The 21,071-nt window shown below is 43.8% G+C and carries 17 protein-coding genes; 13 read left to right on the top strand and 4 right to left on the bottom strand.

The features are described from left to right. The first annotated feature begins 82 nt into the window (after positions 1–82). The 4 genes from P0M28_RS24350 (at position 83) to P0M28_RS24365 (ending at position 6,783) form a co-directional block, all read left to right on the top strand. Complete coding sequence (locus tag P0M28_RS24350) at positions 83–511, top strand: helix-turn-helix domain-containing protein (protein ID WP_302205850.1); 429 nt, start codon at positions 83–85, stop codon at positions 509–511. 350 nt (positions 512–861) lie between these two features. Continuing rightward, positions 862–3,315 (top strand): ABC transporter permease, encoded by a 2,454-nt coding sequence (locus P0M28_RS24355; RefSeq protein ID WP_302205852.1) that lies wholly within the window; start codon positions 862–864, stop codon positions 3,313–3,315. 287 nt (positions 3,316–3,602) lie between these two features. Continuing rightward, positions 3,603–5,984 (top strand): ABC transporter permease, encoded by a 2,382-nt coding sequence (locus tag P0M28_RS24360; RefSeq protein ID WP_302205854.1) that lies wholly within the window; start codon positions 3,603–3,605, stop codon positions 5,982–5,984. A 103-nt stretch (positions 5,985–6,087) separates the two neighbouring features. Continuing rightward, entirely contained in the window at positions 6,088–6,783 is a 696-nt protein-coding gene (locus tag P0M28_RS24365; protein ID WP_302205856.1) for a chemotaxis protein CheB, read from the top strand. Between the two features lie 263 nt (positions 6,784–7,046). Here P0M28_RS24365 and P0M28_RS24370 read toward each other — a convergent pair whose 3' ends face one another. After that, positions 7,047–7,961: a YihY/virulence factor BrkB family protein gene (locus tag P0M28_RS24370; RefSeq protein ID WP_302205857.1), complete on the bottom strand. Its 915-nt coding sequence runs from the start codon at positions 7,959–7,961 to the stop codon at positions 7,047–7,049. Positions 7,962–8,188: 227 nt separating this feature from the next. Here P0M28_RS24370 and P0M28_RS24375 point away from each other — a divergent pair, with 227 nt between their 5' ends. The 8 genes from P0M28_RS24375 to P0M28_RS24410 all read left to right on the top strand — a co-directional run bounded on the left by P0M28_RS24375 (position 8,189) and on the right by P0M28_RS24410 (position 16,080). Further along, entirely contained in the window at positions 8,189–8,554 is a 366-nt protein-coding gene (locus P0M28_RS24375) for a hypothetical protein (RefSeq protein ID WP_302205859.1), read from the top strand. Between the two features lie 77 nt (positions 8,555–8,631). Then, positions 8,632–10,401 (top strand): MFS transporter, encoded by a 1,770-nt coding sequence (locus P0M28_RS24380; RefSeq protein ID WP_302205860.1) that lies wholly within the window; start codon positions 8,632–8,634, stop codon positions 10,399–10,401. A gap of 69 nt (positions 10,402–10,470) precedes the next feature. After that, on the top strand, positions 10,471–11,535 hold the full coding sequence (locus tag P0M28_RS24385; protein WP_302205861.1) for a potassium channel family protein: 1,065 nt from the start codon (positions 10,471–10,473) through the stop codon (positions 11,533–11,535). Beyond that, positions 11,532–12,068: a DUF421 domain-containing protein gene (locus tag P0M28_RS24390; RefSeq protein ID WP_302205863.1), complete on the top strand. Its 537-nt coding sequence runs from the start codon at positions 11,532–11,534 to the stop codon at positions 12,066–12,068. The genes P0M28_RS24385 and P0M28_RS24390 overlap by 4 nt, the downstream gene beginning before the upstream one ends. Before the next feature lie 458 nt (positions 12,069–12,526). Then, complete coding sequence (locus P0M28_RS24395; protein ID WP_302205865.1) at positions 12,527–12,883, top strand: hypothetical protein; 357 nt, start codon at positions 12,527–12,529, stop codon at positions 12,881–12,883. A gap of 46 nt (positions 12,884–12,929) precedes the next feature. Beyond that, positions 12,930–13,346, top strand: a complete 417-nt coding sequence (locus tag P0M28_RS24400; RefSeq protein ID WP_302205867.1) for a YsnF/AvaK domain-containing protein — start codon at positions 12,930–12,932, stop codon at positions 13,344–13,346. Positions 13,347–13,382: 36 nt separating this feature from the next. Then, entirely contained in the window at positions 13,383–14,162 is a 780-nt protein-coding gene (locus tag P0M28_RS24405) for a YsnF/AvaK domain-containing protein (RefSeq protein ID WP_302205869.1), read from the top strand. Between the two features lie 160 nt (positions 14,163–14,322). After that, entirely contained in the window at positions 14,323–16,080 is a 1,758-nt protein-coding gene (locus P0M28_RS24410) for an FAD/NAD(P)-binding protein (protein ID WP_302205871.1), read from the top strand. Between the two features lie 16 nt (positions 16,081–16,096). Here the strand turns inward: P0M28_RS24410 and P0M28_RS24415 are convergent, their stop codons facing one another. Next, positions 16,097–17,569: an MFS transporter gene (locus tag P0M28_RS24415; RefSeq protein WP_302205872.1), complete on the bottom strand. Its 1,473-nt coding sequence runs from the start codon at positions 17,567–17,569 to the stop codon at positions 16,097–16,099. 460 nt (positions 17,570–18,029) lie between these two features. Here P0M28_RS24415 and P0M28_RS24420 point away from each other — a divergent pair, with 460 nt between their 5' ends. Next, the gene (locus P0M28_RS24420; RefSeq protein ID WP_302205874.1) at positions 18,030–18,893 is read left to right on the top strand and encodes a glycosyltransferase family 2 protein; all 864 of its coding nucleotides are present in this window, start codon (positions 18,030–18,032) and stop codon (positions 18,891–18,893) included. On the opposite strand, the gene P0M28_RS24425 is transcribed toward P0M28_RS24420, so the two are convergent. Then, complete coding sequence (locus P0M28_RS24425) at positions 18,890–19,990, bottom strand: glycosyltransferase (protein WP_302205876.1); 1,101 nt, start codon at positions 19,988–19,990, stop codon at positions 18,890–18,892. The two genes, P0M28_RS24420 and P0M28_RS24425, sit on opposite strands and share 4 nt — an antisense overlap. Continuing rightward, positions 19,972–21,066, bottom strand: coding sequence for a glycosyltransferase family 4 protein (locus P0M28_RS24430; RefSeq protein ID WP_302205878.1), 1,095 nt, complete (start codon positions 21,064–21,066; stop codon positions 19,972–19,974). The genes P0M28_RS24425 and P0M28_RS24430 overlap by 19 nt, the downstream gene beginning before the upstream one ends. Between the last annotated feature and the right edge of the window lie 5 nt (positions 21,067–21,071).

Consider the following 21,071-nt stretch of genomic DNA (forward strand, 5'->3'; position numbering starts at 1 on the left):
GACACCAATGTCGTAGAAATGACGGGTGGTTGACGTAAGGAGATAATGCTCAATTTCCTTCTTTTGGGAAAAAGTAAATAACATGAAAGCGAGCGATACATTAGCCCAGCGAATTCGTGGGCGAAGAGTTCAGCGAGGGTACTCTCAGGAATTTCTGGCCGAAAGTGCTAATATTAGTACTCGTACTTTGCAAAGAGTAGAAGCTGGACAAACCGAACCGCGCGGCCATACGCTTATTGCCTTAGCTCAAGCACTAGATATTGCGGTAGAAGATTTGATGGATTTTACGAAGGCGGAAAATAGTAACATCCTTCAGGCAATCAATTTGTCAGCTTTAGCCTACTGGGCTTTTCCTTTAGGAAATATTATCTTACCATTGATTCTCTGGATTATCAACAAAGATAAAGTGCGAGGTGCTAACCAGTTTGGCAAAAGACAAGTGCTTATTCAAGTAGGGTGGACTGGGCTGATTTTTCTTGCCTATGTTATGTTCTTTTTAGTCCAAGATTAGATGACGGAGGCTTTGATATTAATGTTACCCTTCCTCTCATTACTACCTTCATCGTCTACGGGCTCAATGCCTGCTACATCCTCGTCGTGTCCCTTTTGATAGGTAGGAACATGCAGATACCATTCTTGGGATTGGGTCAGTAATAATTCATCCGGTTACTCATCCTTGCTTTGTCAAGAAGGTCTAATTCGTTGACTTCTTCTCTTTTCTAATTATCATCGCTGATAAATAACATAATTGATTGAGCGAAGACACCACTCAATACTTTATTGATTAGTATGATTTCAGTGAATAGCAAGTTACCTTCGGTAAGCATCAGAATAACTTGTGTTCAACCTTACCTTCTTCTCATGATTTACAATTACTTGAAAGTAGCATGGCGGGCATTAGGCCGAAGCAAAGGGTACTCTTTTATCAACATTATGGGGCTGTCCATCGGTTTAGCCTCGGTGATACTTATCTTCATCTATATTCAAGATGAACTTACCTACGATACGGCTCACCCTGCTCCGGGTCAAACCTTCGGGATAGGAGTAGAAATCACTAATGAGCAGGGCGAAAAACGATTTCATACTACCGCACCCGCCGGGTTAGCCCATCTGCTAAAGGAGCAAATGCCCGATCAGGTAGCGCATATACTACGCTACTACCAGATGGTATGGTCATATAGTATGCGAAATCCAGAAAAGGACGAAGTTATTCTCTCGGAAGACGGTGAGCTATTCTTCGTAGAGGATACCTACTCCCAAGTGATGCACTTTCCGCTGATACAGGGCAATCGGGATGAAGCCTTGACTCAACCGAATAGCGTAGTATTATCCGAGACAGCAGCACTGCGACTGTTTGGTGAGGTGGATGTGCTAGGGCGACAGTTGGAGATGCAGCACCGGGCGATTACCGAAGGGTACATTAGCCTCGAGGTAACCGGAGTTATGCAGGATTATCCCGGCAATGTCCATATGCAGCCCGATTATCTGATATCGATGGGGACACTCAATCCCTTTCTCCAACGGAGAATGGAGGCATCAGTCGCCGATGTTCTCTCCTCAATGGATAAATTATTCATGGCGACTTACATTCAGGTGGAAGATGGTGCTGACCTTGAGCAGGTAGAGGTTGCCGTAAAGCGTATTACCGATGAGCATTTCCAGGAGGCGAATTACAAAATTAATCCCTTTCTAAGAAACATTACCGATTTTCATTTTGACGATCAGGTGGATTGGTCGTGGTGGAATAGCCAGTCTGACTACAGCTACATCATCATTTTTGGTTCTATTGGCCTTATGATTCTGCTGATCGCCTGTATCAATTATATGAATCTGGCTACAGCTAAGTCGGCTCGAAGAGCTCGGGAAATTGGGGTCCGGAAGGCTTTGGGAAGCAGCCGATGGAGCCTGGTATTTCAGTTCTTTCAAGAATCGTTGCTTACTGCCTTTATTGCGCTGCTGGTAGCGTTGTTGCTAGTTATGCTCGCTTTGCCAACGTACAATCAGCTGGCCGATAAGGATTTTTCGCTGCTTTCCCTGCTGCGGGTCGATGTGGTTGGGGCGCTGTTCGGTATATGGTTAATCGTATCAGTTGTTTCTAGTGCTTATCCGGCAATTTTCCTGTCGGGATTTAAAACTGTGGAAGTGCTGAAAGGTAAATTGGTCTTGAGAAAAGGCTCTAGCTCGCTGCGAAAAGCATTAGTAATTGCTCAGTTTGCGGTTTCGGTGCTGCTCATTGTAAGTACCGGAATAATTCTTCAGCAAATGAATTTGGTGCAAAACACCAAGCTGTACGACGATGCGGAGTCTATCATGTCTATCGCCATTGGGCCGGGAATCGCCCCCGCTGAGCAATATGAGGTGCTGAAGAACGAACTGCTAAATAATAGCGATATTGAGGATATAACGCTAGCGGTGGGTTTACCCCGCTTGCCTCATATTCATCCGTTAAGTGCATCACTCACATTGCCCGAACTGAACGATCAGGTGTACAACTGGAAACGGTTGGGGGGCGACTATAATTTTCCCACAGTGTTCAATCTGAAAATCTTGGCCGGAAGAAGTTTTGATGAACAGAATGTCTCCGACTCAAACAACTATCTGATAAACGAAACTGCGGTTCAGATGCTCAATATTACCCCGGATGAGGCGCTTGGTTACACGGTGTTGGATACCATTAGTAAAGAAAGTGGCCGGGTGATTGGCGTAGTAGAAGATTTTCACTTTGAGTCTATTCACACTAGTATAAAACCGACGGTTATTCAGGGGAAACCCCAGCAGAGCTTAGCCGTACACGTGAAAATTCCTTCGGATAAAATACCCGAGAAGCTGGCGACAATAGAAAAAACCTGGAAAGAGGTAATGCCAGGGGCGGCGTTTCAGTACCGCTTTATGAGCGATAAGCTAGAAAACATGTATGCTTCCGAAATTAGAATAGCTGGTTTGATCCGAGTTTTCTCAGTATTGGCCATACTGATTGCTTGTTTGGGACTGTACGGTTTGGCTTCCTACACTGCTGAACAAAAAACGAAGGAGATTGGGGTGCGTAAAGTACTGGGTGCTACTGTGTCACAAATCTTGCTGATGCTAATCAGTAAATTTATGCTGATGGTACTCACGGCCTGCGTAGTTGCTCTACCACTGGGGTACTTTTTAATGCAGGAGTGGCTTCAGAACTTTGTGTATCAAGCAGAAATTGGTTGGACAGTTTTCGGTTTATCCATTCTGATTATTGCCGTAATTGCCTTGGCTACTGTAGCCTACGAGAGTATTAAAGCATCAACCATAAACCCCACTAAAGCAATCCGGTACGAGTGATTAGTATGGTGAGGATCAATTACTTTCATTATTGGCTTCCTTTTCCAGGAATGTAGGTTGAAAGTGTCCGTTATTGTACACCTATCGCTCGGTATCGATCATGTTGTGGGTAATAAATTAGGTTTTTAAGGCGAAAATCGTGTTGGCACAGTATTGTCAATGAGCAATGAGCAGTTAACAGTGAACAATAAAATGTAAACCTGTGATTCGGGAATGCGTTTTTCCACATTGCACCGTTCCACGGCGACATTGCACATTGCACGGCGATATTACACACTATTGAAATTATGCTTAAAAACTACCTTATTACTGCTTATCGGAACTCGCTGAAAAATAAATTATACGCGGGCATCAATGTACTAGGACTTGCTATCGGGATTACCTGCTGCTTGTTTATCGCACTGTACGTTCAGTACGAACAAAGCTACGATCAGTTCCATGAGAAAAAAGATCGTATTTACAAAGTATACCGCACTACTAACCAGGGTAGCTACCAAGAGATCGGGCCTACCTCGCCACCCTACGCGGAAGCCCTGCTTAATGACTTTCCTGAAGAAATAGCGGCTACGGTGCGGGTAATGCCCCGCTCCGGTCTGATCACTGCGGGAGAAAAAGCATTTACGGGCGACGATATTAGCTTCGTAGGCCGAGACTTTCTTCAGGTATTTACGTTTCCTCTTCTTCAGGGTGATCCCGCAACAGCACTGAGCGAACCGGGTAGTGTAGTGCTTACTAAGGCGATGGCGCAAAAATATTTCGGCAATAAAGATCCTATCGGTAAAGAACTGGAGTACGAAAATGAGTATCCCTTACTGGTAACCGGAGTGCTCGCGCCCGTACCCGAAAACTCTCATATTGAATTTGACTTTCTGGCATCGGTGCATCTCTTTGAGCAAGAAGAGTGGTTCACAGGATGGTGGAATAACAACATGATGACCTACTTGCTCGCGAGCGAAGGAGTAAGCGAAGCTGCTTTGGAAGAGCAGTTTCCGGCCTTTATGGAGAAGTATATGGGGGAAGACTTTGAGCGATTGGGTTTGCGGCTCGGGCTTACCTTATCGCCCCTCACTGAAATCTACTTCGCCAACAACGTACAGTTTGATATGTGGACGAAGCACGGAAACCGAACTATGACGTATATCTTTCTGGTGGTAGCCGTATTTATTCTACTGATTGCCTGCATCAACTTTATGAACTTGGCCACGGCTCGCGCTGCCCGAAGGGCTACCGAAGTGGGAGTGCGAAAATCATTGGGAGCCAATCGTTCTGATCTAATCTATCAGTTTTTTGGTGAGTCGTTCCTGACAACTTTTGTAGCCGTGCTGTTTACCATTGTGCTGATGACTACTACGTTGCCCATTTTCAATCAGTTTGCTGAAATTAACTTGACACTCTCTCTGACCGATGGCATTGCCTTTCCGATACTTTTACTCGGTATTGCACTAGTAGTTGGGCTGTTGGCTGGAAGCTATCCGGCAATGTTCTTATCCGCTTTTGTACCCGCTAAAGCTCTCAAGGGTGGTAATCGGGTAGGGGCGAAGGGGCAGTATCTCCGCAAGGGCCTGGTGGTATTTCAGTTTGTAATCTCTATTGTATTGATGGTGGCCGTACTGGTAGTGGTTCAGCAGATGAATTATGTTCAGGATAAACAACTAGGATTTAATAAAGAGCGAGTGATGCTCTTGGAAGTAGACAACGAAGAAATCTACGAGCAACGAGAGACGTTTAAAGACCAGCTTCGCCAACATGCCCGCATCGCTCAAGTGTCTGCTGCCTCGGGCGAGCCGGGTGGCTTTCACGATATGTATACCTTCGATGTGCAAGGGAAGGAGGAACAGGTGATTATGAATACGCTCTTCACCGATGAGAACTATCTGGAAACGATGGGGCTGACTCTACTTGCCGGACGAAACTTCTCCGAAGACCGACAAACCGATGCTCAGGAAGCCATCATCATTAACGAAACCGCTGCGCGTACACTAGAATGGACTCCTGAAGAAGCCTTAGGAAAAGAAATTACTAATCCTTTTTCTGACACAATTCCCCGCCGAGTGGTGGGCGTAGTAGAAGATTATCACTTTGCTTCATTGCACAATGAGATTGATCCGTTGGCAATTATGATAGGAGATGATAACCGAATAATTGCTATTAAAATGACTTCCGGTTCGGTGAAGCCGGTAGTTGGCTTAGTAGAAGAAGCCTGGGCAGGCATTGTCAGCCAGCATCCGTTTGCTTTTACTTTCTTAGACGAGAGCTACGACCAATTATACCAGAACGAGCAAAAACAAGGTCAGATATTTACGGTGTTCGCCGGAATCGCCATATTTATTGCCTGCCTCGGATTATTTGGCCTGGTAACGTTTGTTGCCGAACAGCGCACTAAAGAAGTGGGCGTTCGTAAGGTGTTAGGCGCGTCGGTTCTGCAACTTATTCACTTACTTACCAAAGACTTTGCAGTACTGGTAATTATTGCCTTGGTAATTGCCTCGCCCATTGCGTATTACGCTATGCATCAGTGGCTGGCCGATTTCGCCTACCGAGTTACCCTTCGCCCCACAGTATTTGTAGTGGCCGGGGCTGCTGCTTTGCTTATTGCACTGCTAACTGTAAGTTACCAATCGGCCCGCGCCGCTCTAGCCAATCCTGCTGACTCACTCCGAAACGAATGATAAGAGCTAGAAGAAGGGGGTAATTTAAAATAGTTAACCTTTCCACCGAAAAGATGTTTACCTTACTAGTGTCTATAAAATTATCGGCTAGTACTTCAGCAATATGAATAGTGAACTTAATAAACTTGCAATAAAGCTAAAATACCCTGATTCGCCACCGGTGTTTATGATCGGAACCTCGGGTAAGGGAGGGGTAGAGGCATTACGCTTTTTAACTGAAAATATTCCGGCAGGTTTTCCGGCTTCTTTCTTCTTTTTGTTACATCGCTTGAAGCGCAGCCCAATTACTAAACATCGTCTTCTTGAGTTACTGAAACCTGTTAGTAATTTGGCGATAAAGATTCCAATAACGGGGGAGGTAGTAGCAATTAGTACTATTTATCTTCCTACTTATGGGCACCATCTTATGATAAAGGACAACCACATTATACATGCTGAAGAACCCTCAGAAGAGCACTGGCGACCCAGTATAGATATGCTGTTTAAAAGTGGGGCTAAGGAATACAAAAAGCGAGCAGTATCAGTACTGCTCACTGGTGGCTTGGAAGATGGAGTGAAGGGCTTGGTAGAAACAACATATCAAGAAGGAGTTACCATAGCTCAGTCGCCAGAAGACGCGTATAATCCGATTCTACCTCTAAATGCCTTACTCGGAGATCATCCACAGTACGTACTGCCTTTGCGCGACATGCCGGCTTTATTTTGCGATTTAGCCGGATATGGCTGCCAGCCTAACCAGAAAAGCATAGTTCAAAAAGCAGCCATTGCAGCAGCCATGAAGAAAGAAGAGATTAAATGATAGTGGCTTACACCTAACTGTTAAGAATCCGTTTGATGATAATCTTATCCGTTGAATAGAGCACCAAATTGCCTCTTCCTATCTTAGCTATGTATTGGCTCAACTCTGCGCGGACTTAAGTTAACGCTATCTTCTAGTTCGGTTACATACTACATCATCTCTTCGCGTAATTGGCAGAACTAATACCAGATAATTAATAAGTACTGCATAGTAAGCGCACTACTATCATTAATCATCATTCACTAATCGTCAATCATTACGCATTAAGCTTCTTGCTTTTCTCGCTCCTGTAGTCGGTATTCGGCAGTACGCTGGGCGTGTTCGTCTGGCTCAAGCTGATGACCCTCATTACGGGCGTACACTTGCGTAAATTCGGCTCCAAATAGCAGAATCAAACCAGTGTAATATACCCACAACATAATCAGTACAATAGAACCAGCAGCTCCGAAGGTGGAAGCCGGATCGGTTTTACCGATGTAAAAACCAATCAGAAATTTGCCAATGGTAAACAGAATAGCGGTAAGCAATGCTCCGGCCCAAACCGAACGCCACTCTACTTTAGCATCGGGCAATACCTTAAACATAGCGGCAAACAGCACCGTAATTACTCCGATAGATACCATAATTTGTAATAGGTAGAAGATAAACTGGGGGAAGCCGGGCAACTGTTGCTGAATCCAGCCACTCAATGCTGAAAGAGCCGTAGTAACTAGCAGCGATACCATTAACAGAAAACCAATGGCTACCACTATTCCTAGTGCGTTGATCCGGCTTTTAGCCATCTGTTTAATACCCGAGTCGGGGTTAGGCTCTACCTCCCAAGCATCGTTCAGGGCTTTTTGTAGTTGGTAAAAAACTCCGGTGGCACCAAAAATCAGCGTAGCTATCCCTATTATGATGGCTAAGGTAGAGTTAGAGTTCTCTCGAGATTTAGAGATCATCGTTTCTACCTGATTGGCAGCCTCGGTACCCATCATACCCGCAACTTGATCGGTAAGCTGCTGTTGCACATAATCTTGAGTCCAGATGAGTGATGCAATGTTGATAACAATAATCATTAGGGCCGGAATAGAAAAGATAGAATAGTAGGCCAACGAAGCACTTTTCTGAAAAGCATCATCGTCAGACCATTCCTGATATGTTTCCTTCATGTAGTTAAAAAAAATGGGAAAAGTCATAGTTTAAAAATGTTAGTGGTCACTATCTAATATTATCACTCTTTGCCTAGCAAAAGCTTATCCAACCCGGATTTTCGGCAGTTGTGGGAATACTTTCCCGAACCACTGAGGAAATTAGTACCCAAAATAGCGGAATAGACTGCAATAGTAGGGCTATAAACAAGTGGTATAATATTTTCCTTACACCAATTGAAGTATAATTTTTTAACCACAGAAGCGATTGTATTATGAATTTTTTAAAGAAGAAAACAACCCTTCTTACTCTTCCAGCAGTAGCACTAATAGCAATAGCTTGCGATGCTAACCAAGCAACTGTTACTGAGAGTGAGACAACAGTAATTAGTATAGATACGGTAGAAGCTGAAGTTACCTATGATGTAAATCGGAAGGTAGTAGAAAGTGTAGATACCGTAGGAGCAACTACAGAGTACGAAATAGAGAAAACTATTGTGAAACGTACGGTTGAGGTAGATACTATTACCAAAGAGATTGAGCGGGAGCAAAAGCAAGAGTTCGCTCAGGGTAATTATAAGGTGATAGAAGAAGAAGTGAAAACCGAACAGAGAAGCGAAGAAGTAGAGACTGACAACTAATTAACATTTTGATAATGATGCAGTTAATACTGCAAGATTTTTAGCCACAATTTTTTTAAACTAAATTTTTTTTGACTATGAAATTAACACGATTGATGCTCTTTACTTTGGGCGTATTGCTGTTGGCCAGCAGTTCAAGCATGGCACAAGATGGGCAATTACCACTAACTGATGTAGTGGCTACTCCCCAGTTTTTTATTAGCATTTTAGCGGGTGTACTATTAGCCATTGGTTTTCAGGTATTGCTTACTTCCCTGTCGGTAGCCATTGGCTTTTCGGCTATTGGTAATGTAGAAAAGCAGGCGAACCAATCAAGTAGTTCTTCTAGCTCGTCCGATTCGTCAAGTAGTACTCCGTTGGGTGTGAAAATTAGTTCAGGAGTAGGTATTTGGACGTTGCTAACTTCCAGTATTGCGTTGTTTTTTGCTAGCCTGCTAGCGGTAAAACTAAGTTTGATCGGTAATGAAATAACTGGAGTTACGCTAGGTCTCGTAATTTGGGCAACATTCTTTACAGTGTTAGCTTACCTAGAGAGCAAGGCGGTGAGTACGCTGTTGGGTTCTTTGATAAGCACAGTAACGTCGGGCTTGCGTAGTGCGGCTTCTGCGGTGCAGAGCGTATTTTCATCTTCGCAAAAGGGCCAAATTGAAAATATAGCGGATCATGCCATCGAGAAAGTACGAATGGAGATGGAAGATGCACTTGACCTCAATCAGCTAAAGCAGAAGGTAGATGAGTACGTAGACCGAATGGAGCAGACAGCCAACAGTGGTCCTGATTACGAGCAGGTAAAGCAAGACTTTATTGGCCTACTGAAAGATATTCGAGTGGAAGAAAAAACGGATACCGAAGGTGAGGGAGTATTGGATACCGAAATTTTTGTTAAGCTAGCTTCAGAGCAGCCTAGCCTAAGCAAGCAGGATGTGAAAAAATTGAAAAGCACCTTTCAGCAGGCAAAGCAGGCAGTAGAAGCAGGCGACACTCAGGAAGAAAAAGCTAAAAAAGTAGCTGCTCAATTTTCTTCGGCTAGCGAAGAAGATATAGATGAGTACATCACACAAATAGAAAGTTACTTAAAAGAAACCGAGCGAAGCGAGTTAGATCCGCAAGCAATCCGAAACGATATTCAGCAGATTGTTAATAATCCTAACAACGCTCAGGCTATTTTGAGCGAGCGAGTGGGTAAAATGGATCGAGGTACGCTGGTTGCTTTATTAGAGAATCATCAGAAGATGGATCATGAGAAAGCAGAGAAAGTAGTCTCTTACGTTGAAGATGCCATCGATTGGGTAGCTAGTAAATCTTCTCAGGCGCAAAACAAGGCTGAACAGAAAAAGGCGCAGGCCAACTATCAAGCCAATACTATTCAGGCGGAAGCCAATGGTAGCTTAGAAAACTACGGTGCTTCAACGGATAACGGAGGGTTTGAAGACAAAATTCGCCAGTACCTGAACGGATTGAATCGTCCTGAGCTTCAGTACGACAGCTTGAAGTGGGATGTGGAGAAAATGATGAATAATCCTAAGTCTACTCCCCAAATACTGAAGCACCGTTTGAGCCAGTTTGATAAAGAAACGTTTATGGCGTTGTTAACTTCTAATGACAAGATTTCTCGTCGTGATGTCGAAAATATCAGCAACAGAGTGGATGAAACTCGTCAGCAAGTACTTACGAAAGTAGATACTTTAGAGCGGGAAGCTACGCGCCGAACCGAAGAGGCAAAGCAAGCAGCTTTACATCAAGCCGAGAATACTCGTAAAACAGCCGCGGCGGCGGCATGGTGGCTATTTGCTACGGCTATAGCCTCGGGTGCTGCTGCCGCTGTTGGGGGCATAGTAGCCATCTAAGGTACATTACTTACTATCTATAAAATAGCAAGCTCGTTGTGAGTTTGCTATTTTTTTATACAATTCACTATGCTTACTACCATCATTCTTATTACTATTGGAGTTGCCCTGGTCGGCTTTGCTATTTATGATTTTGCCGTAACGGCGTACATTCCTTCCGGGGAAGGTCCGGTTTCGGGAAGAATAAATCAGGCAGTTTTTAGCATTTTCTTTTGGCTGGCTGGGCGAGATGGGCGAGACGCTCGTTTGCAGTACGTGGGGTTAGCCATTATTTTTACCTTGAGTTTCACTTGGATTGCAATGATCTGGACTGGTTTTGTTTGTATTTTTCATGCCTTTCCCGAATCAGTACTACAGGGCCAAAACAAAACCCCTACCGATCTCTTTGAGAAAATCTACCATGTAGGGTACACTTTGTCAACATTGGGTATTGGCGACTATGTGCCAGGCAATAACTTTTGGCGAGTAGCTACCGCACTGGTATCTTTCTTAGGGTTAGTCACTATCACAATGTCTATTACATACTTAGTCCCCGTTGTCTCTAACGCCATCCAGAAGCGATCGCTCAGTTTATACATTGCGGGCTTAGGCGAGTCGCCCGAGCAAATTGTTATCAATAGCTTTAATGGCGAAAATTTTAAAGGAATTGATAACCAATTGCCTGATTTGGCGTCGATGATTTTTACCTACGCTCAAAATCACTTGGCTTACCCAATTCTACACCATATGCACAATGCTAACCCATCAGAAAATATTGTGCTAAAGCTGGCTGCCTTAGACGAGGCACTAACGATATTTCAATTTCATGTTCCTGAGCACTTACGACCCGATAAATTAGGGCTTCAGCTAATACGAAGAGCACTCACCACCTATCTGAAAACGGTGAAGCACGTTAATGAATCTGATTATCCTCCGCCTTATGCTAAGTTTCATATCATTGAGGAATACACCGGCATTCAGCTTCTCAATACTGAGGGAAGTGCCCGAGATGCCCTGTATGAGTCGCTGGAACCTCGTCGGATGCTAACCTTAGGCCATCTCTACGCTGATGGATGGGAGTGGGAAGACATGCGCGGTGAAAAATTTATTTCCTCGCTAGAAGTACGTTCCGAAATGATAGAAGTACAGTCATGAACGAGTGGTTTTACGATGATGTCGAGAATATTGCACGAGTGGGGCTTTCCTGCTTGATGTTTTACATTGTGGTGGTAGTAGGCAGCAAGCTGGCTGGATTACGTAGCTTTTCCGACTTCTCCAGCTTCGACTTTCTAATTACCTTGGCAATGGGAGCCCTTCTAGCTACTACTATTACTAGTGCCGAAGTGTCTATTGTGGAAGGCACAGTAGCATTAGCTGCACTGTATCTTTTTCAAATTCTGGTTGCTAAGGCTCGCCAAAAGTGGAATTTTGTAAAAAGGTGGGTGGATAATCCACCCGTACTGATAATGTTTAATGGCAAGATTATTTCCGACAATATAAATAAGGTTAGAATTACCGAAGATGAACTTAAGGCGAAGTTGCGACAAGAGGGCATTCGCAGTTATGCCCAGGTGAAGTCGGCAGTGCTTGAATCTTCCGGTGATATTTCGGTTATTCAAGACTTGGAAGCAACTGCTTCGTTCGATCTTGGTATGTTAGACGGAGTAGTAAAAAAAGTGGAGCAGTGATAAAAAAGTCTGTCATAATTTTTCCGGCAGACTCCAAGACTGATAGTTCTGTATTCTACTATTTTAGCTCTCCTGAATGGCAGCCGCATTCTGTCCATTGTGAGAGGTAATATTAATTACGGTATTATCATATTTACCCTGCTTTTCCTACTTTCAAATAGTAAATTGTAAGCCTGCTCAGCACTTTCACGAGTAGCAAATACGCCAGTAACTAACCTAGTTTTTTTCTTTGTTGCAACGTTCAAAAAAATTAGTAGACTTATCCCATGCGAATGGTTATAAATAACTAGTTATGTTCTGATAATCAATAAGTTGTACTGTTGCATAAAGTCACGATTGTTGATTTGCTTACCCACTAAAATTGCGGAGAATTCTTGAGAATTCATTAGAGGGTGTTGGCACGGTTTTTCTGATGGTAGTGGTGTAATAAATTAATTTAACCACGAAAATTTTTTAAGATGAATTATCTAAAATCAATGAGCTGTGTAGCGGCAAGCATTTTTTTCCTAGCTGCCTGCGATAGCTCAAGCAGTACTGCTACTCGTACGGAAACTACTGTAGTTGACACTGATACAGTAGAAGCTGAAACTACTTACGATGTAAATCGGAAGGTAGTAGAAAAAGTGGATACCGTAGGAGCAACCACGGAGTATGAAGTTGAGAAAGAAGTAGTAGAAAGAACGGTTAAGATCGACACAATGACCGAAGAGTATACTAAAGCAAAGGATACGGAATACACCCAAGGTGATTACAAGGTTGTTGATGAAGAAGTAGAAACAGAAACAGTAACTGAAGAAGTAGAAATTGATAGCTAAAAAGTTATCTGTTTTCAGTTTTAACCCTTTAATATTCTATCATACTATGTTGTCTAAAGAAGAACTTAACACAGATACTATTCCAGTTATAAAGGAGCAGGTAGTCATTGACAAACGCTCGGCAGATACTGCTAAAGTACGTATTGCCAAAAGCGTAAATGAGCGAAATGTTCAACTGGATATTACCGAAGAACAGGACACTGTTATGGTAGAGCGAGTTCCCGTTGGGCGAATGGTAGAAATAGAGCCAACTGCCCGGCATGAGGGTGATACTCTAACTATTCCGGTACTTCGGGAAGAAGTAGTTATCGAGAAGAAAATAATTTTGGTAGAAGAGATTAGGGTAACCAAGAAAAAGGGCGAAACAACTCGTAAAGTAGATGTTACCCTCAAGGAGGAAGATATTGATATAACGAGAGAAAGCTTAGACTACACTAACGTTGGTGAAAACAAACTGACGTGATTTTTTAATTTTTTTTAACCTTAAACGATAAAAACTATGTCACAGACAGTAGTAGGAATTTTTAACAATTTAAAGGAAGCTCAGAAGGCATCTGATAATTTGCTCGACAACGGGTTTGCGCGCAATCAAGTAGATATCTCAGAAGATTACGGAAGTAATTACAGCACATACAACGATACAGATAGGAAAAGCCACGATGACGGCATCAGTGGTTTCTTCGACTCGCTATTTGGTAGCGATGATAAAGTAGATAATTACAAAACCAATGCTCGCAATGGGTCAACTGTATCAGTGCACACCCAATCAATGGATAGAGCTGAGAAAGCACGTAATATCCTAGATGAATACGGGGCAATTGATATGGAAGGTGATGCCGGGTATCGTTCTACTGAGAACACTAATACCGATGGTAGTAAAAGCATTCCGGTAATTGAAGAAGAGTTTCAAGTAGGAAAGCGTAAAGTAGAAACTGGTGGAGTAAGTGTACGAAGCCGAATTATTGAGCGTCCGGTAGAAGAAAGCCTCCGGTTACGTACTGAACATGTGCATGTAGAACGGAATCCAGTAGACCGAAAAGCGACTGCAGCTGAGTTAGACAATTTTGCGGAAGGCGAAATTGAGATGACCGAGCATCGGGAAGAAGCAGTAGTAAACAAAGAAGCGCGGGTAACTGAAGAGATCAATGTTAGCAAAGATGTTGATCAGCGAAAGGAAACAATTCGTGAGGAAGTACGCGAAACAGAAGTAGATGTTGACGAAACGTCAGCAAAGCGTACTGATGCGAAGCATGACTCTAATGCTAAGCGCACGATTTAATTAATAAGTTTGATTTGAATAAAAGGCTACTTTTCAAGATAAAAGTGGCCTTTTTATGTGTAAAAAGCTCAACTACAAGAAATTTCAACATTACCTACTGCTTAATTAGACTCAGCGATCACTCAAAAAAAAGTCACACGTCAAGTTGATAAGTTAAATTATGAAACATATTGCGATTGTAGGTGTAGGACCAAGGGGACTATCAGCACTTGAAAATTTCTTTACATTATTTTCCGAAAACCCGAGTTTAAGCAAAGTACATTTTACATTATTTGAGAATGCCCGTTTGCCTGGCTCTGGAAGTATTTGGGATACTGAACAGCCTACTACAAATTGGCTTAATATTTCAGAGAGGGCTCTTAAGAATTTGCCAGGAAGGCCAAGTCTGACCATGGGTTCTATTCAAATTCCCTCTTTTCCCTCCTATACTGAGTGGTTACCTGAGTCGGAACAAAGCCCGCCAGAAAAGGCACCTGATAGGTTTCCGCCCAGATCTAAAATGGGTAACTACTTGCAAAAACGTTATTCCTCGATAGCAAATATACTCATCGCGAATAACTTGGTTACTTTAGTAACTACTTCAGTCAAAGACATTAATGTTCGGGAGCAGCAGATTATTTTGGAAGATTACAACAGTGAAAGCTACGTGTTTGATGAAGTACTGCTCACAATCGGTCACCAACCTACTGAACTATCGGATCAAATCCGGAAATGGAAAGAGTATGAAGAAAACAACCCCAACGTACTGTTGTTTGAAAAATCTTATCCCGCTGAAGATATAAGCAATACAAAGCACGTTGATCAAAACAGTGTAGTAGGTATCAGAGGGTTTGGGTTAGCTATGATAGATACCGTTCGAGCTTTGACGATCGGACGAGGAGGAAAATTTACGATTGAAAACGATAAAACGTTAGAGTCAGCTTTTGTTTCTGGTGAAAATGTTCCGAAAAAAATAGTTGCTTTTTCGCTAGATGGAAATCCAATGGCACCAAAGCCCCTTAATGCTCAAATTGATGAGCGATACACCCCTACTGCCAATGAGATTAGGGAGTTTGCTCAAAAAATTGAGAAAGCAGCCAGTGACCGAGAAGGTACTACCTCAGATATGTTTCTGAAGGAAGCAATTGGTACCATCGCTACTCGGGTTTATTGCAACCTGGATGATAATAGTAATACAGCTATTGCTTCGGCCGAAGTCTTTCAAGCTGTTGTCAATTGGCTTACTGACGAATCTATCGATCACCCGCTAATTCAGTCTGTTAATAATTCGGCATACGAGAATATGCAGGCATTTACCCAAATGGCACTGGGTAAGGAAGCTGTATCGTTAGACTACTGTATTGGTCAAGTATGGCGTCACTGTCAACCTACTCTCTACGAGAAGTTTGCTCATGCAAATCTATCTGGTGAAGTTATTGCTTCAGTTGTAAGTTTAGATGAAAGAATAAAGCGATACTCGTACGGCCCGCCTTTAGAAAGTACGCAGCAACTGCTCGCCTTGTTAAAAGCAGATATTCTGACGTTGGATTTTATACAAGATCCAGAAATAAATATGAAAAATAACGGCTGGGAGCTGTCATCAAACGGAAATGAGATTACCGTTGATACGATGATTAATAGCGTCCTGGATCCCCCTCGATTATTAGATGTCACCTCGCCAATTATTCTGAATTTGTTAAGTAATTCTTTAGTTGAGCCTGTTCACTCGGAGTTGGGTATTCATACTAAAAGAAATGCGTGCATAGAATGGTCAGAAGGCAAAAATGAAATTCCACTGGCCGTTCTTGGAAGACTATCTAAAGGTAGTGTGCTTGGAGTAGATGCCATTTTGGAGTGTTTTAGCCCAAATGAGAGAGCCTGGGCTCAGGGTGCAGTTGAAAGGTTGATTGCTGAGGAAAAATTGATAACCAGCCAGTAGTTTAACAACTCATGGATTATGAGACAGCTTTTGCCTTTTTGTTTTTTTGAGGCTTAGCTACTACTGCATATACCGAAATTGGCACGGTTAATATCCAAGGTTTGTGCTGTCGTAATTTTTGTTCTTGTCGCATATTGGCTATCACTACTTTTACCAGAAAGCGACCCTGCACTCCACCGGGTTCGCGAACCAGGCGAAGGCGGTACAGTGCGTACAGACCTAATAAAAATGATAAAACGAACAAGAAATCCCAGTGTCGTAAGCTAATCAGGGTTATAATACTATCACTCATTGGAATAGAAAGTGTCCAATTCCAATTTTGGGTATAACTAGCTAGAAGTCCCGCCAGAATAGGAGCGGTGCCCGAAGCTAGTGCATTGATGAGACTAAGTACTGATAGATAAGCTACTGAATTTTCTCGGGGTGCCAGAGCCAGCCCAATGCTGCTGGATGCCAATCCGGTACCTGCCGTACCAACGCCTGCCAGTAGAAATAATATTACTAACCATACCAACGTAAACGTGTGAACTTCGGGCAGTGTGGCGTACACTGTTCCTAATAAAGCGAACAAATACAAAGGGGCGCTTACCCGCAAAATGGTTTTATTGCTAAACCGATCGGCGTAGTATCCCCAAAATCGGAAAAAGGCAATATTGCCCAACTGACTTAGTGTGGTAAGGCCAATAACGTAGGTCATAGATAAGCCTACAGTTTGCAGCAGGTAAACTGTAAGAAACGGTGAAGCTATATTGACGGCAAAATTCCAGGAAGCCATGTAAGCCATTAATTGGCGAAAGTTAGTATGCTGAAAGGGAAGCAGTAGCAGTGACAGCAGTGGCTGGGGAGTATCTTTCTGAATAGGTTCGGGAGTTTTAGCCAGTAAAAATGATCCTACGATGCCCGCTAGCGACCCTATCATAAACAGAGCAGCATAAATAGTCAGGTCTTGTCCGGGGTAGTAAACATTTAGGCGATCTAGTAGAAATGCTACTCCCAAACTCAGTGCTATTGAAATAATCTGAGTATACACCAACCGATGCGAAAGAAACCGTCCTCGTTGTTTATCAGGAATCAGGTCGCGCATCCAAGAACTCCAGCTCCCATTAGAAACCGCTCCCATGCCGTGCTGAACGGCGAGGGCGACCATCATCAGGTACAAGCGGGTATCTCCGTTGGGCAGTAACGGTAATAGGGCAATACCTGCGTAAGCACTTCGGCCAACCAGCGTACCAATTACCACCACCCGCTTACGACTACGCCAGCGACGCACCAGTTCAATAGAGAGTATTTGTAGTACATTAGAATACAGTGGAATGGAGCTAATAATCCCAATTTGTAGTGGAGTAGCCCCAAGCTCTAAGGCAAAAGCAATTAGAAAAGCCCCACTCGTTAGAATAATCATACTTTGAGTGGCTAATCCTTCGCGTAGCACTAAGTTTAAGCCGCGCTGTACTTGGGTACTGCCGAGTGAGTTGGTTTGAGAATTCATACACGCTCTTTGGTCAATCGCTGCGAATAGATCGCCAAAATGGGTGGTTTGCTATTCAATGCGGAAGCTTCTCTTACTTATGTAAGATTTGTACCAAGGTTACTTCAGAACGGACCTTTCGTAGTTTGGATTGTGCCGTTTTTAGTCCACAGTCCACAGTCGATGGTCATTAGTCATTGAGTTACAGGCGATCGTCGCACGGGTTAGAAAGTTGAAGTGTTCGGGTGTTAGCGTAGTTTGATGTACGGGGTTTAGCTTTACCCATTGCTCATTGTCCACTGCACAGTGTCTCACGCCAAATAATCATGATTCATCAATCATTATTCATTCGTTCTTTGGTTCCACCAGCGATCAGTTTTAAATTCCTTTCTCCGTTCTCCGTTTTTTGAGTTTGAAGCAAACATTTCATGGTGGCGATTGATCTAATTACATAGGGCACTATTAAGCGCAAAATTACTTTATGAATTCAGTGAGTGTAATCACTTTGGTGCATGGACGGAAGCAGCATCTTGGAAATCTCATTATTGGTCTTCACCAATCTGATATTCTTCCGCAAGAACTGGTAATTATTCATATGAATGAAGAGAGCACGTACCCACTTCCGGCTACTTCTTTTCCCCAATATCGCTACCAAGTAAATTCAACTGATACTAAAATTCCCCTGGCGGCTGCCCGCAACGAAGGTGTTAACCAAGCTCAGCACAATTTTTTAGTGTTTTTAGATGTAGACTGTATTCCTTCTCCTACGTTAATTGGCAATTACCTGAAAGCAAAACAGCAGTTTGATGGTCTGATAATGGGCGAAATTCGCTATTTACCAAAAGGTGCTCTTCCGGCAAGATGGCAGACGAGCGAACTGGCTCAGTGGGGAGTGCCTCACCCCAACCGCCCTAGCATTTCTAGCGCAGTAGAACCTACTGAGCGATACGAACTATTCTGGTCGCTCAACTTTGCCATTACCCGCCAGAATTTTGAAAAAATTGGTGGGTTCGATACGCAATACCAGGGATATGGAGCCGAAGATACCGATTTGGCTTTTACTGCTCGCCAGAGAAATATTCCGTTTGCGCTTGGCTCAGCTACCTGCTATCATCAGCATCATCCGGTTTATCAGCCTCCGCTTCAACATTTTCAGGATATAGTGGTCAACGCCCGCCGGTTCTACGAAAAATGGCAAACGTGGCCAATGGAGGGCTGGTTACAAAAGTTCACCGAACGGAAATTAATTCAGTGGGAGGCAAGGGGAAGTACGATAGAAATACTTCGCGAACCTAATTCCGATGAAATTCAAGCGGCTTATCACGAAGCCCCTGCGGGCTTTTAGTTAGTCAACGCTGACAGATTTCCCTTTCTGCCTTTGGTGAGGGCTATCTCTTCTATATGTTGTGCTGCTCGCTGGGCTGCCCCCTCAGCAATAATAGAATACAGAGCTTCCGTATCAGTTTGTTGGGCTTGTCTGAGCTGATCTTCCCACACGCTAGGATCCGACCACTTGGGAAGTACCAAAGCGGCATTTTTCCGGGCGAGTAGTCGGGCTTTGCTTAGTTGCTCATCGAAGGGGCGTGCTTCGGGAATGCAAATGTAATGGGCTTTGAGTTCAGCCAACTCCATTACTGTATTGTTTCCAGCCGAAGCAATTACCACATCGGCACCTTTCAGGTAAGGGTAGGGGTTGGATTGAACACCCAAATAGTGTAGATTATCGGGTGGGGAGTTTGGCGGCGGTATTGGTCCCAGTACCCACCATTGCCAGTGTGTATTCTGCCGAGCTGTTTCCTCTAAAAGGTGGTACGGTTTATCTTCCCCACCAAACCCTGTCATTACCACTACATGCCGCTGGTGAGCAGGCATGTTAGCAGTCTTTCTAGCATCGTCTTTCGGTATATTCTGATTCTCAAATCGGCTAAATCCTCCGGCATAAAACGTTTTATCTTGAATCCACCGGGGGGTTTCTGGCTCCTCCCAACTTTGGGGATACGGAGCTAACAGAGAATCAGCACTTTGAAAGGCGGCGGTGTGAGCTGCATCCCAACGGTAGCCATGCTGCCGGGAATAGATGGTAGGAATACTGCACAATCGAGCCAGCAGAGCCACTTCTACCGATACATCTACTACCAACAAATCAAGGCGGTACTGTTCAAAGAAGCCAACCAGTGTGTGTACTCGTTTACGAATATTAGGAACGCCCAACGGAGCGTAGTGCAACGCTTTGGGCCAGTCTTCAGCATACGAAGCAGTTGGGCTAGTATCGGGCGGAAGTAACTGGCAAACAACCTGTTGGTCGGCTATATCTTCCAAGACCGAAAGGTTGGAGCCGAACAAAAAAGCTTTCCCTCGCAAATGAGCTACAATCTCTCGGGTACGGTTGGCGTGGCCCCGACCGTGATGATGCACGTAAAAACCTACACGGCAGCCTGACATATCATTTCAATTGGGTGGGTTACACTGGTATATAAATCTACGTACTGGTCTACCATATGCTGCATAGAACAGAAGTTTTCAGCGCGTTTTCGGCAAGCTTTGCGATCAAGCTGTTTGGCTTCGGTAGCAGCTTGAGCTAAAGAAGCAATATCGTTCGGGGTTGCTAACCGACCGGTATCTTCGGTAAGTATTTCAGACATGGCTCCCCTTCGGAAAGCAGCCACCGGAGTGCCACAGGCTAAAGCCTCAGCCACTACCAAACCGTAGGGTTCTTCCCAGCAAGGCGTACACAGAAATACGCTTCCCATTCCAATTACATCAATTAGCTCGCGGTGTGATAGGTGACCCAAATATTTATCTTGCGGATTAAGCAAGGGCATGACGTGTTCGTCAAAGTAGTTTTGATCGCAGATGGGACCAGCTAACCATAGCCGTAAGCCTGCTTCGTGTGCCGCTTGCACGGCTAAGTGGGTGCCTTTTTCGGGAGTGATACGGCCAAACCAAACTGCTAATCCCGTATCAGCCCGAGCACTAAATCTCCATTTGTCAAGGTTTATCCCGTTATGAATAATTTGATCTACCGGAACGAAGTCTTGCCAGGCTGTAGCATTTTGCTTTGAAACGGTTACGTAATGCATTTTACCGTGACGCCGCTCACACAGTACGGCGCTTTGTAACCAAGAAATGGGTGGCGTGTGCAATGTAGTAACCATCGGGGCATCAATAGTGTGCGCCATCGATACCGGAATGTAGTTCAGCGAATTATTCTGAATAATATCAAAGTCTTCATTAGCTAGGCGTCCCATCAGATCGAGATATGCGTGGTGTTCCTGCACAAACTGTTCGCTAAAGTACTCTACGTTTGGTTCACAGTCTCGGTAAGACTCAAAGTCCAGTGCGCTTAAACGCATGGGGTCAATATTCAAACAATCGTCAGAGTCGGTAGTAGCAAACACCCGCACCTGATATCCGCGTTGGATTAAGCCATCGGCTAAGGCGTAGGTATGCATCTCTAATCCTCCGGCAAAGGGTTCTTTAATGGGATACTTTAAGTGAGATATAATGCCAATCTTCATAGTTA

Origin of the sequence: Tunicatimonas pelagia (assembly GCF_030506325.1) — a bacterium.
GTDB classification, from domain to species: domain Bacteria; phylum Bacteroidota; class Bacteroidia; order Cytophagales; family Cyclobacteriaceae; genus Tunicatimonas; species Tunicatimonas pelagia.